General features: G+C 44.2%; 11 protein-coding genes. 7 read left to right on the top strand and 4 right to left on the bottom strand.

The features are described 5' to 3' along the window. Nucleotides 1-327: 327 nt before the first annotated feature. Nucleotides 328-1,263, top strand: a complete 936-nt coding sequence (locus LAY57_RS00710) for a DUF5996 family protein (protein WP_249064348.1) — start codon at nucleotides 328-330, stop codon at nucleotides 1,261-1,263. On the opposite strand, the gene LAY57_RS00705 is transcribed toward LAY57_RS00710, so the two are convergent. Continuing rightward, the gene (locus LAY57_RS00705; RefSeq protein ID WP_249064347.1) at nucleotides 1,260-1,778 is read right to left on the bottom strand and encodes a hypothetical protein; all 519 of its coding nucleotides are present in this window, start codon (nucleotides 1,776-1,778) and stop codon (nucleotides 1,260-1,262) included. The genes LAY57_RS00710 and LAY57_RS00705 overlap by 4 nt on opposite strands. 181 nt (nucleotides 1,779-1,959) lie before the next feature. After that, entirely contained in the window at nucleotides 1,960-2,454 is a 495-nt protein-coding gene (locus tag LAY57_RS00700) for a TIGR00725 family protein (RefSeq protein WP_249064346.1), read from the bottom strand. Nucleotides 2,455-2,610: 156 nt separating this feature from the next. Between LAY57_RS00700 and LAY57_RS00695 the strand changes: the two genes are divergently transcribed. Continuing rightward, the gene (locus LAY57_RS00695) at nucleotides 2,611-3,663 is read left to right on the top strand and encodes a Vgb family protein (RefSeq protein WP_249064345.1); all 1,053 of its coding nucleotides are present in this window, start codon (nucleotides 2,611-2,613) and stop codon (nucleotides 3,661-3,663) included. Nucleotides 3,664-3,863: 200 nt separating this feature from the next. On the opposite strand, the gene LAY57_RS00690 is transcribed toward LAY57_RS00695, so the two are convergent. Continuing rightward, complete coding sequence (locus LAY57_RS00690) at nucleotides 3,864-4,748, bottom strand: 4-hydroxybenzoate solanesyltransferase (RefSeq protein WP_249064344.1); 885 nt, start codon at nucleotides 4,746-4,748, stop codon at nucleotides 3,864-3,866. A 91-nt stretch (nucleotides 4,749-4,839) separates the two neighbouring features. Between LAY57_RS00690 and LAY57_RS00685 the strand changes: the two genes are divergently transcribed. Then, on the top strand, nucleotides 4,840-6,477 hold the full coding sequence (locus LAY57_RS00685) for a Ppx/GppA phosphatase family protein (RefSeq protein ID WP_249064447.1): 1,638 nt from the start codon (nucleotides 4,840-4,842) through the stop codon (nucleotides 6,475-6,477). On the opposite strand, the gene LAY57_RS00680 is transcribed toward LAY57_RS00685, so the two are convergent. Further along, the gene (locus tag LAY57_RS00680; protein WP_249064343.1) at nucleotides 6,467-7,408 is read right to left on the bottom strand and encodes an alpha/beta fold hydrolase; all 942 of its coding nucleotides are present in this window, start codon (nucleotides 7,406-7,408) and stop codon (nucleotides 6,467-6,469) included. The two genes, LAY57_RS00685 and LAY57_RS00680, sit on opposite strands and share 11 nt — an antisense overlap. A gap of 481 nt (nucleotides 7,409-7,889) precedes the next feature. On the opposite strand from LAY57_RS00680, the gene LAY57_RS00675 reads away from it, so the two are divergent. The 4 genes from LAY57_RS00675 (at nucleotide 7,890) to LAY57_RS00660 (ending at nucleotide 12,266) form a co-directional block, all read left to right on the top strand. Continuing rightward, a complete protein-coding gene (locus LAY57_RS00675; RefSeq protein WP_249064342.1) occupies nucleotides 7,890-8,375 on the top strand; it encodes a chemotaxis protein CheW in 486 nt (161 codons plus the stop codon). Beyond that, entirely contained in the window at nucleotides 8,356-9,675 is a 1,320-nt protein-coding gene (locus tag LAY57_RS00670) for a CheR family methyltransferase (protein ID WP_249064341.1), read from the top strand. Before LAY57_RS00675 ends, LAY57_RS00670 begins: the two co-directional genes overlap by 20 nt. An 86-nt stretch (nucleotides 9,676-9,761) precedes the next feature. Further along, a complete protein-coding gene (locus tag LAY57_RS00665; RefSeq protein ID WP_249064340.1) occupies nucleotides 9,762-11,513 on the top strand; it encodes a HAMP domain-containing methyl-accepting chemotaxis protein in 1,752 nt (583 codons plus the stop codon). Nucleotides 11,514-11,570: 57 nt separating this feature from the next. Then, nucleotides 11,571-12,266, top strand: a complete 696-nt coding sequence (locus LAY57_RS00660) for a chemotaxis protein CheW (protein ID WP_249064339.1) — start codon at nucleotides 11,571-11,573, stop codon at nucleotides 12,264-12,266. The last annotated feature ends 31 nt before the right edge of the window (nucleotides 12,267-12,297 follow it).

Raw genomic sequence — 12,297 nt, 5'->3', positions numbered from 1 at the left:
AAGCGGGCTGGGTGAATCAAGACTCTACCCCACCGACCTAATTTACGACCCTACTGTACCTTCTCGCAAGCAATTGAAAGAGAACCGAAGCGCGCGATGGCTATATTTACAAAGCCGAATTTCTGTTAATCCACGAAGATAAAGAAGGTGCAGAGAAAGCTTTAGCAGAAGCGAAAAACTCGACCCTATCTATGGGGATAATATCAAAAATATTTGAGAACTCCTAGCTTGGTAAGAAAGCTGCTGCAATTCGCTAAAGCTCTCGGATAGCTACCTTATTTCGTAGTATTATATTTTCATTTGGTTTAGTCCGCAGAGGTTTCCATTGTGGCAGATCCCATTCCTAGCACACCTACCGATACCGCTTGGCCGAGTTTGCCCTTAGCAGCATGGCAAGATACGTATGAAACGCTACATATGTGGACTCAGATTGTTGGCAAAATTCGGCTGGCGCTGTTTCCCAAAATAAATCACTGCTGGAATTCCACGCTTTATGTAACGCCGCACGGGCTGACAACTTCTTCAATTCCTTATGGAACGCGCAGCTTTCAAATTACCTTTAATTTTATCGCGAGCCAGTTGGAAATTGAAACGAGCGATCGCACTACCAAAAAAATCGATCTCGTTCCCCGCACAGTGGCAGATTTTTACGCGGAAGTGATGAACGCACTGAGCGAGCTAGGTATCGAAACGCGAATTTGGACGATGCCCCAGGAAGTCGCTAACCCGATCGCGTTCGATCGAGACACCCAACACGCAGCATACGACCCGGAATACGCACAGCGGATTTGGCAGATTTTCCGGCAAGCAGACCGAGTAATGACAAAATTTCGATCGCGTTTTATCGGTAAATGCAGTCCCGTGCATTTTTTCTGGGGCAGTTTCGACCTCGCCGTGACCCGCTTCTCCGGGCGGCGAGCGCCAGAACATCCAGGTGGGGTTCTCAATTTAGCAGATTGGGTGACGCGAGAAGCATATTCCCATGAGGTCAGCAGCTGTGGCTTATGGCCCGGTGGAGGGTCGGTGGTAGAGCCTATTTTTTACGCTTACGCTTACCCGGAACCGCCAGGGTTCCGTGACTACCCCGTTCAGCCAAAAGAGGCTTTTTATAGCTTGGATATGGGAGAGTTCATCCTACCTTATGAAGCGGTACGGCAAGCTGACGATCCGGATGCAGCGCTTCTGGCTTTCTTTCAAACTACCTACGAGGCGGCTGCAAATTCAGGAAATTGGGATCGATCGGCCCTGGAAAGCACTCTTTAAATATCAAAAGGTTTACCGTTAGCGGTGAAAGTTATTTGGTCAATATTGTAAACAGATTGACTCAGCAGTGTTTGCCGAATCGCTTCAAACAAAGCATATTGATTGGCACCGCTCAAACTTTCAAAAACTTCGGCTCCGCGAGGATCTTTGATGATAAAATTAATTCGAGCCTCGTGGGTAGATGGGTTAATTTTGATGTTATAGCCTGCGATGCCAACATTCTGACCTCTATAAGCTTGGAGAATTTTACCGACGGCATCGGTTACTGGTCGATTTGCTGCTACGGCAACTTCTTGCGGTGCTAGCCGCTGCAATTGTACGTCGGGTAGATAAACTATTGCAGGTACTTGAACTCGATCGGCACGAGAGTTTCCGGACTGGGCTGTGGGTTGGGCGTTAGCTGATACGGACAGGCTAAAAGCGATCGCTAAAGCCATAAAAACTTTTGTGCTAACTTTGGCAAGCGAAAAAGAAGTTCCCGTCGGATATGCGATCGCCGTAAAATTATCTTTCATATTATACACCGCCAGCTTTTTAACGCTCTATAACTCGATCGTACCCCTGTTTACCAGGCGTCGCCTACCGCCGCAGAAAGGCTATATTTTTCAGTGCAGACATAGATATAGTTTTATATGCTTTGTTCTATCTCTTCTGATGGGTTAAAAAAGCAATAGTAATCAGTCTTTGGATAGAATATCAAGTATAAATTACTATTTCTTTAGCAGTGCGAATAGCTTGCTGAGGATTGTCCGCAATAAAAACGTTATCTTTCGATAAATTACTAAAAAAAGCTTTACTTTCTTCGGTATTATTTAACAAAATAACTTTTTTGTCACTTTTGAGGGCAAGGGCAACTTCCGAAGCAGTACCCGCACCCATCCCACAAGCAATCACCACATCGCTAGAAAGCACATTAATATTATTACGAGCATTTCCCATATCAGTTACGATCGCAATATCCACCCCTGCCGAGACATTGCTAGTATCATTACCAGGCAAAATGCCAACAGTTAAACCATTACCTGCTTTTGCCCCCTTACTCGCCGCATCCATCACCCCTGCATCCCTACCGCCAGTCAGCAATACCCATCCCTCTTCGGCGATAAGTTTACCCAATTCATAAGCATAAGCCAAATCCGATGGTGTAGCATTTACACCTGGCCCCATCACGCCAATAATGGTTTTTCTCATGCGATCTATCTAAAGTAGTAATACGTAAAACTATATACTTTCTTACTGATTGATATGTAGTGTAATTTATCAATAAGTGATAACCTGTTTTAAACAGAACTTTTACTATTTGCTGAATTCATATCTAAATCCCATTAACTCATCCTAACGATAGTTATGACTGCACCTAATCTGGGTAAACTTGCCAAACTTTTCCCCAAAACCATATATTTCAATATTTTTGCAGCCAGACGTAAAGCAAATCGGAGACAGGCGATTAAAGTCATTGCTGTATTAGCAACAGTACTGATTGCGGTACTGGTATCCCTGCCAGCTCAAACGGCTAGTATGCACCTATTTGTCTGTAGCTTTAAAAACGACAAAATTATAGAGTACGACGGTTCCACAGGCGCTTTTATCCGTACCTTTGCTTCCGGCGGCAGTCTGGTTAAACCAAATGGGTTAATCGTTGGCCGGGATGGGAACCTCTATGTTCATAGCTTCAATGGAGTGCTGCGCTACAACCCAACTACGGCAGCTTTTATGGGTGTGTTTGCCGCAAGTGGCGCTGGTAATGGCTTGATTTTTGGCCTGGACGGGAATCTCTACGTCTCTGTCTTTAGTAGCCAGTCGGTTGGAGTGAATCGCTACAACGGCCAAACGGGTGCTTTTATGGGTATGTTTGCATCAGGTGGCAGTTTAATTAATCCTACTGGCTTAGCTTTTGGCCGGGATGGAAACCTTTATGTTGGTGACTTTGGCAACGTGGGCGATCGAACCACTGACAACAACTCGGTACGCCGCTATAACGGCCAAACAGGTGCTTTTATCGATGTGTTTGCAGGTCGCGAACGTCATATCGGTAAATTGACTTTTGGCTCAGACGGGAACCTGTACGTTGTTGCCGGAGGCCCGGTAAAGCGCTACAACGGCAAGACAGGTACTTTTATCGATATTTTTACTTCCGGCGACCCCAAGGCTTCTGTTGCTTCCGATTTGGTCTTTGGCCCAGACGGTAATCTTTATGTTACTGACTTCTACAACAACCGAGTGCTGCGCTACAACGGGACTACGGGTGCTTTTATGGGTATCTTTGCCTCTGGCGGGGGTGTAGATCAGCCGTCTGCTTTAGCTTTTGCTCCCGTGGCAGTTCCCCGGAAATCATCGCTGGTAATGGGTTTAGTTGTGTTGGGGATTGCTTTGGGAGGGAATTATGTTTGGAAGAAGTAAAAATAAAAAAGTGATTGATTACGCTGAGAAATAGCTATTAGACCTCTCCAAAAAACATTGTAGAGACGTTTCATGAAACGTCTCTACAAGGGTTATAGGCGACGCACCTTTAATTTCTGGAGAAGTCTAATGGCTATTAGTCATTTATTGAGAGTTTTTCGGAAACACTAATGACTAATCACCAATAACTAACAACTAATTCAAAACAAATTTCCCGCCATCATTCCAGCAAGTAAAATAAAGCCAATCCAGACATTCTGCCGAAAGATTTCACCGTAAACTGGTTTTGGTAAATCTTCTTGTCGCAATCGGGAATAATGCCAAATCCATGCTATAATTACTATCCCCAGCGATAGCCAAAAGCTCCAATGCAATTGCATGACGACACCGAGACTCGCTAACAAAGCAGCTGTACCGACAAAGAAAATGCCAACAGCCTCAGCAGCGTAACGTCCAAAGAATATAGCGCTGGAATTAATGCCAATCTTCAGGTCGTCTTCCTTGTCACTCATGGCATAAACCGTATCAAATCCCAGCGTCCAGAGGACTGTAGCACCCCAGAGAAGCCAAGTAGCCGGTTCTAAATGCGCGATCGCAGCACTCCAGCTAATCAACACCCCAAAACCCCAGGCAATCGAAAGCACCAACTGAGGTACGGGAAACACCCGCTTGGCTGTAGGATAAAATACAATAACCGGAACAGCCGCCACGCAAAGCCAAAAGCTTAAAGCATTGAGATTCAACGCTAAAACACCAGCGCAAATCATCGCCACAAATGCTACTGCAATGCCGGTACGTACAGTCAAAGCGCGAGCAGCGAGAGGGCGCGATCGCGTTCTTTCCACTTGCGGATCGATATCCCGATCCCATAAATCATTAACCACGCAACCAGCAGCACTGGTAGCCAAAGTACCAAGTACAATGACCCCTACAAGCGATGGAGGTGGCGTACCACGCGATGCCAAAAACACAGCCCAAAGAGCCGGAATCATCAAAATCAAGCGTCCTGCTGGTTTATCCCACCTCAAGAGCCGAATAATGGTCAGCCAGGTTGGTTCGGGTTGGAGTTCTTGATGGATCGACATGACATCAATTAAATATTTGCATTACTTTTACCCCCTATAGGATATCTTTATTTGTAGAGGGAATGGGGTTATAACCCTAGATAAATTTATGATGGTAAATTCAGTTTCAGATATTCCTGATGGTGCTTTGGAGAAAGACCGCATTCTCGCTGCTATTGATATTGGTACAAATTCTATTCACATGGTAGTGGTGCGGATTATACCGTCACTACCAGCTTTTACGATCGTTGACAGAGAAAAAGACACCGTAAGATTGGGCGATCGCGACCCAGAAACTGGTAACCTCAAACCAGAGATAATGCAAAAAGCGATCGCAACTCTGCGCCGCTGTCAAGAAGTCGCCAAAAGCTTAAACGTCGAACAAATTATTGCTGTCGCCACCAGCGCAGTGCGGGAAGCACCCAATGGGAGAGACTTCCTAAAACAAATCGAAGCTGAAATAGGTTTGCGCGTCGATTTAATCTCAGGACAAGAAGAAGCCCGACGCATTTATTTGGGCGTACTGTCGGGAATGGAATTCCACAACCAGCCCCATAGCATTATAGATATTGGCGGCGGTTCCACCGAATTAATTTTGGGAGATAGTCACGAACCGCGAAGTCTCAGCAGCACTAAAATAGGCGCAGTTCGACTCACCGCCGAATTTGTCAGTACTGACCCCATCAGCAACGCCGAATTCCTCTCTCTGCAAGCTTACGTGCGCGGAATGCTAGAGCGATCGGTCGAAGAGTTGCGGGAACATCTCAAACCCGGTGAGTCTCCCCGCTTAGTTGGCACCGCAGGCACCATAGAAACTATAGCAACGATCGTCGCCCGCGAAAAGTTGGGCATGGTTCCCACTCCCCTCAACGGCTATCAGTTTAGCCTCAAAGATTTGCGCGACCTAGTTCTACGCTTGAGAAAGATGAATTATGCAGAACGCGCCGCAATTCCGGGGATGTCCGATCGGCGATCGGAAATTATCGTTGCCGGGGCTATAATTTTACAAGAAGCGATGACGTTACTAGGGCGGGATGCGATCGCAATTTGCGAGCGAAGTCTCCGCGAAGGCGTCATTGTTGACTGGATGCTCACCCACGGTTTAATAGAAGATAGACTGCGCTATCAAAGTTCAGTTCATCAGCGCAGCGTCATGAAAACCGCCCAGAAATATCAAGTCAAACTGGAATACAGTCAACGAGTCGCCGAATTTGCCCTTAGCCTATTTGATCAAACCCAAGGCACCCTGCACAACTGGGGTTTCCACGAACGAGAACTCCTCTGGGCTGCTGCAATTTTACACAACTGCGGACACCATGTGAGTCATTCAGCCCACCACAAGCACTCCTACTATTTGATTCGTAATAGCGAGTTATTGGGCTACACAGAAACCGAGATAGATATCATTGCCAATTTCGCTCGTTACCACCGCAAAAGCGCCCCAAAAAAAAAGCACGATAACTATCGCAACCTGCCCACAAAAGAACATCGGCAAATGGTGAGTCAGTTGAGTGCATTGTTGCGATTAGCAGTTTCACTCGATCGCCGACAGATTGGCGCAATTAAGCGAGTGCAGTGCGAATATCGCCCAGGTATTCGAGAAATTTGTTTCCGACTTTTTCCATCACAGCCCGACGATGACTGCGCCTTAGAACTTTGGAGTTTAGATTATAAGAAAAGTTCTTTTGAAGTCGAGTTTGGCGTCAAGTTGGCGGTCAAATTGGAGTCATCTGCTATTCCTATTGGTTAAGAAAATCGGTATCCCACAGAAACTGAAGAACTGCTGCGTTGACTGCATCTGGAGAACCGGATGAGGCATCGTGATTGCAGTTTTGGAGTATTTTTAACTTGCTTCCTGGAATGCGATCGCGCAATTTTTCCCCATCGCTATACGGAAACCAGCTATCTTCCTTACCCCATAAAATCAGCGTAGCACACTTAATACGCTCCAGATTATTTTGAATTTTACTAATCAGATTCGGTTTATTTTCTTGCAAATGCCTAATTTCACGCGCCGCTATTTGTAAGTCTTCTGCTACCTTCGTAACAGTACCAGAAAGTTCAATAAACGGATAACTCATCCAGTATGAATCTAACTCAGTTAGCTTTGAGGGATCGAATAACACAGAACGCCGTTCGATCGCCATAATTTCCCGTACAAGCGGTGCCAACAAATAAGTCATTCTACCATAGTCAATTGTTTCCAGCAACTCCAGCGGCATTTGAGACAGCAGCAACATTCCCCAATGAGGCAAACCTTTAGGAAAAATTGACACATTTATTACTACCAACCGTGCCACTAATTTGGGATAATCCTCAGCAACCGCAAGGCTAGCAAGTGCGCCCAGCGATTCAGCCACAACAACAGCCGGTTCATCTAAGCATAAAGCCCTCATTATTCGCTCTAATTCAATAATTTGATGATCTGGTTTTTCTCGACTCACAGGTTTTTCTGAAAAGCCGTAGCCTTTAGCATCAAAACAAATCACCCGAAAGTATTGAGATAGCGGTTCTACACTATAACGCCAATTATAGCTCCAACTACCAATCCCGTGAACTAAAAATAGCGGTTTTCCTGTTCCCTTTTCGCCATAAGCAATAGAAACCGCGTGCCCATTGGCATCAGTAATCCTCAAGGTCTGCCGCCCTTTAGGAAATGTTGCTTTCCACCAATCTTGCATAACTTTTATCTATCACAGGACTTACCCAAAAACCAAGGTGTTGTCCCCTTGTCTTTGCCCCCAAATCTGGAGACTACCCTCCTCATTCCCCCCAAATCTGGGGAATGAGGAGGGCGATTGCGTAAGTTTTAGATGATTTTCATCAAAAATGGCAAAACTATATTAACATTACTTAATTTATACCGAGACGAAAAAGAAATTCAAATGAAATTTTCCTACTTTTCCTACTTTTCCTACCTTTCTTCAAATTAAAATTATTTATTATTGATTTAATAGTAGCTAAACGTAAAAAATGATACAATTGATAAAGTAATTCGCGATCATCTATCTAGAACCCCGCTGTATAATTTAAAAAACCTTCTCAGTGTGATGTGTGTCAGCATTAAAGCTATGTATAATGAGTTACAGACTGAAAAGTTTTATTACCCATATTTGGGGTTCAAACAAGCCACTGGGAATAGATAAATATTAGGGACAGCCTATGTTAATGCTACTTTTCTATGTTGGGGATAACCTTTATGCTCTGGATAGTTCCCAGGTTGTTGAAGTTATACCAAGAGTCATTGTCAGAAAGATACACCACGTGCCTGAGTATGTTGCCGGTCTGTTTAAATATAGAGGTGCGATCGTACCAGTCATCGATATCTGCCATCTAATTCAAGGCAAGCCCAGCCGTTCCTACCTGAGTACTCGAATTATCATGGTCAACTACTTTGGGAAGGATAACAGCAAGCGCTACCTCGGTTTGATGGCGGAACGAGTCACCGAAACTTTAAATAAGCCAGATAGCGATTTAATCGATGCAGGAACCCAATTAGACAATACCCCTCCTTATTTAGGAGAAATGCTTATGGATGATAAAGGCATGATCCAGCGCATTAGGTTAGAATATTTGCTGTCAGATTCGCAGCAGAAGTATTTATTAGCAGGGAGTAACGATAAGATCAATGATCCAGGCAACAATTGAAGCACTGCTGAAAGAAAAAGTTGGTTTGGCTGCCAGCATCCTTGGCTCAGGGGAAATTGCCAGATCTGTAGAAAGACGGAGGATAGCCTGTAATTTGCCCGATTTGCCAACCTATTTCCAGCTATTACAAACATCCCCCCAGGAATTTGAAGAGTTGGTTGAATTAGTAATTGTCCCAGAAACCTGGTTTTTTCGAGATTGGGAACCATTTATTTTTTTGGAGCGTTACGTCACATCTGAATGGTTGCCAACCCGAAGAAACCGGATCTTGCGTCTGCTAAGCGTCCCCTGTTCTTCTGGAGAAGAACCTTACTCAATTGCCATGACGCTTATCAATGCAGGTTTGACTCCTAATCAGTTTCGCATTGATGCCGTTGATATCAGCAAGAAATCTATACTTAGAGCCAAAGAAGCTATTTATAACCAAAATTCATTTCGGGGAAACAACCTAGAATTTCAGAACCGCTATTTTACCAAAATTGACGATAAATATCAATTGTGCGATTTGGTTAAAAATGCCGTTAACTTCATGTCCGGCAATCTAGTAGAACCCAACTTTTTAAGGGACAAATCCCCTTACGATGTCATCTTTTGTCGGAACGTATTAATTTATTTTGAACGCTCTACTAGAGAACAGAGCTTTCAGAATTTAAATCGTTTATTACCGAAAGAAGGGTTGATATTTTTGGGACACGCGGAAACATCACAAATATTGGACTCAGGCTTCGTATCCGTGCGGCATCCTTTTGCTTTTGCTTACCGTAAAGAGGGCGATAAAAACGATAAATTAACAGAGGGACAAATACCAATCAAAAATCAAATTAAATATTCTCCAACTCCCAACTTAAATTTATCTCAGCCGAAACCAGCCAACCAACTATTTGAAATACCCAAACCGGAGAAACCGCAAAATAGTCCACAGTCAAATCAAAATTCTCCAAAACTCCAAGCCATACCCTTGAGCAAACCAAATGAAGTAAATTCAAAACAAACTCCACTCCTCAATTTTGAGCCAGCACGCAAATTAGCTGATAGCGGACAGTTAGCCGAAGCAGCTAAACTATGCGAAACTTATTTAAAGGAGAATTCCACCAGTGTTGAAGCTTATCTCTTGCTCGGACAAATCCATCAAGCTAGAGGGTTTGAAAAACAAGCAGAACAATGCTTTCAAAAAGCGATTTATTTGGAGCCAAATAACTATGAGGCGCTTTTACACCTAAGTTTACTCAAAGAACATAGTGGTGATTTGGCTGGCGCAACAGTCCTAAGACAAAGAATTCAACGACTGCAAAAATCTTAGGCAAGTGGACAGCAGTCAGCTAAAATATAAATTCACACTTGGTCAAACCAACCGGAAACAAACAATCACAAAGAGGGGATGAAATCATGCTAAAAAACCAGAATATGCAGGCGCGGCTATTCACTGCATTTATGTTCATCGGTGTACTTGTAGTAATAGTCGCTGTAATAGGCTGGATTGGGAATGCACGACTGAGCGGGCACATCGACAAGATCGCAAACCATGTTTTTCCCAGCGTTGTCGGTTTGTGGAAAGTTAACGAAGCACAAGCCAGGGAGTATGGTGCTGAAAAATCCCTGATTATCTCATCGTTAAGTATGGAACAGAGACAAAAAGAATTAGCCGAAATGCAGATCGCAATTAAGGATGGGCAAGAGGGATTGAAAATTTACGATGCTGCTTATCGCTTTCCAGAGGAAGAAAAAATATACGAAAGGTTTAAGACAGAATGGAGTAATTGGCAAACATCTCGCGAACAGTTACTTCGGTTGCACGAACAATTTATGCAATTAGGTGTGATAAATCCCAGAAAAGTTCAAATAGATTTATTAACCCAAGGGAAAAGAGATACACCTGAGTTTGCATCTGCTCAAGCATCTGCCGACGCACTTACAAAAATGAATGAATATGCAGCTACGACCTCACAGACTGCATTTGATAAAGTAACAAATGTACTGCTGGAACTTATTGATTTTAATACCAAAGTGGCACAAAATTCTGCCAAATCAGCCGCCCAAGATGTGGGTACAAGCACATTCTTTATACTTGTAGGTCTGATCCTTGGGCCGTCGATTGCAGCCGTATTTGCTTGGTACTTCAGCAATACAATAGCCAAACCCCTGGGTGCCAAAATTGCTGGAGTTGTAGGAGTAGCCGAAAAGGTTTCTGCTGGCGATCTGACTACTCAAGTTCCAACCACAGAGGATCGAGATGAGGTAGGGAGATTAATGGTTGCCTTCCGCACCATGACCCAAAACCTGAATACATTAATCCGCCAGGTGCAGCAATCTGGCATTCAAATAACCACATCTGCCACCCAAATCGCGGCATCTGGCAAACAACTAGAAGCAACAATGACAGAACAAATTGCCTCTACAAATGAAGTAGCCGCCACAGCCAGAGAAATCTCAGCCAACTCCAAACACCTAGTAAAAACAATTGGGGAAGTCCAACAGACATCGCAAGTAACAGCACAAGCAGCAGGTGAAAGTCAAAAAGACTTAATGCAGATGGAAACAACCATGAGGAAGTTGGCAGGTTCTACCAGCAGTATCTCGTCAAAACTGGGAGTAATCAGCGATAAAGCTAACAGCATTAACAGCATCGTCACCACGATCACCAAAGTAGCAGATCAAACCAACTTACTCTCACTCAACGCCGCGATTGAAGCCGAAAAAGCGGGGGAGTACGGCACAGGATTTGCTGTGGTAGCCAGAGAAATTCGCCGCCTAGCGGATCAAACAGCAGTGGCGACCTTGGACATCGAAAATATGGTCAAAGAGATGCAAGGGGCCGTTTCCACAGGGGTGATGGAAATGGATAAATTCACCAAAGAAGTCGAACAGGGAGTACAAAGTGTCAGTCATATCGGCACAAAATTAGAGTCAATTATCGAACAAGTGCAAACCTTAACCCCCCGCTTTCAAGAAGTGGGGAACAGCATGGAGGGGCAGTCACAAGGAGCGGTACAAATTAGTGAGGCAATGGTACAACTAAGTGAAGCTTCATCGCAAACAGCCCAGTCTTTACGGGAAGTTAACGGTGCGATTAATCAGTTAAATGAAGCGGCACAAGGTTTACGTCAGGAAGTGTCGAGGTTTAAAGTGGCAAGTAATTGAGTTGAAAAATCGGTTAAATATGATGGTTGGTGGTAAATGACTTTGGAATGAGAAATTATGAATAACGATTGCTGGAATAAAATAGGAGTTGAGGGCGATCGGTCCTGCGAACAACTCAAAACAGTGATACACTGCCGTAACTGCCCTGTTTATTCTGCCGCTGGACGCAGTTTATTAGAAAGAGAAGCACCACCAGAGTATGTAAACGAGTGGACTGAAATCCTAGCAAAAACTCCCCCCGTTAGTTCTAAAACACAAGTTAGCGGAGCTATTGTTCCTTCTCCAGAAACCGCATCAGTTATGATATTTATGCTGGGGGGCGAATGGTTAGCCGTGCCAGTAGGGTTACTTCAGGAGGTGACAGATCCCTGTATAATTCATACCTTACCCCACCGCAACAGCGAACTGTTTATGGGTTTGGTGAACATTAGAGGAGAAATTCTTATGTGCGTTTCCCTCAGCCATCTGCTTGACCTGGAAGATAACGCTAACTCTTCAGATTCAGATAGTGTCAGTTCTCTTGCTGCTAAACGGATGATAGTTGTGGGAAGCCAAGAAAATCACTGGGTTTTTATTGTTGATGAAGTTTGCGGTATTCATCGCTTCCCAATAAGGGAATTACAAAATACACCTGTCGTGATTTCAAAAGCCACAGAAGCTTATACGAAAGGGGTGATTCGCTGGCAGGGGCATAAGGTGAATTACTTAGATTCAGATTTATTGTTTTCCACGTTAAACAAAAGAATTTTATAGCGAGGGGCTAGGGGCTAGGGGCTACGGAAGA

The sequence above is a fragment of the Argonema antarcticum A004/B2 genome (assembly GCF_023333585.1).
GTDB lineage: Bacteria > Cyanobacteriota > Cyanobacteriia > Cyanobacteriales > Aerosakkonemataceae > Argonema > Argonema antarcticum.
The sequence above is the reverse complement of the archived record's forward strand: the minus strand, read 5'-3'. Positions and strand labels throughout refer to the sequence as shown.

Coding starts and splice junctions, on each gene's coding strand:
- LAY57_RS00705 (WP_249064347.1), bottom strand. CDS start 1,778: ATGAAAGATAATTTTACGGCGATCGCATATCCGACGGGAACTTCTTTT.
- LAY57_RS00700 (WP_249064346.1), bottom strand. CDS start 2,454: ATGAGAAAAACCATTATTGGCGTGATGGGGCCAGGTGTAAATGCTACA.
- LAY57_RS00695 (WP_249064345.1), top strand. CDS start 2,611: ATGACTGCACCTAATCTGGGTAAACTTGCCAAACTTTTCCCCAAAACC.
- LAY57_RS00690 (WP_249064344.1), bottom strand. CDS start 4,748: ATGTCGATCCATCAAGAACTCCAACCCGAACCAACCTGGCTGACCATT.
- LAY57_RS00685 (WP_249064447.1), top strand. CDS start 4,840: ATGGTAAATTCAGTTTCAGATATTCCTGATGGTGCTTTGGAGAAAGAC.
- LAY57_RS00680 (WP_249064343.1), bottom strand. CDS start 7,408: ATGCAAGATTGGTGGAAAGCAACATTTCCTAAAGGGCGGCAGACCTTG.
- LAY57_RS00675 (WP_249064342.1), top strand. CDS start 7,890: ATGTTAATGCTACTTTTCTATGTTGGGGATAACCTTTATGCTCTGGAT.
- LAY57_RS00670 (WP_249064341.1), top strand. CDS start 8,356: ATGATCCAGGCAACAATTGAAGCACTGCTGAAAGAAAAAGTTGGTTTG.
- LAY57_RS00665 (WP_249064340.1), top strand. CDS start 9,762: ATGCTAAAAAACCAGAATATGCAGGCGCGGCTATTCACTGCATTTATG.
- LAY57_RS00660 (WP_249064339.1), top strand. CDS start 11,571: ATGAATAACGATTGCTGGAATAAAATAGGAGTTGAGGGCGATCGGTCC.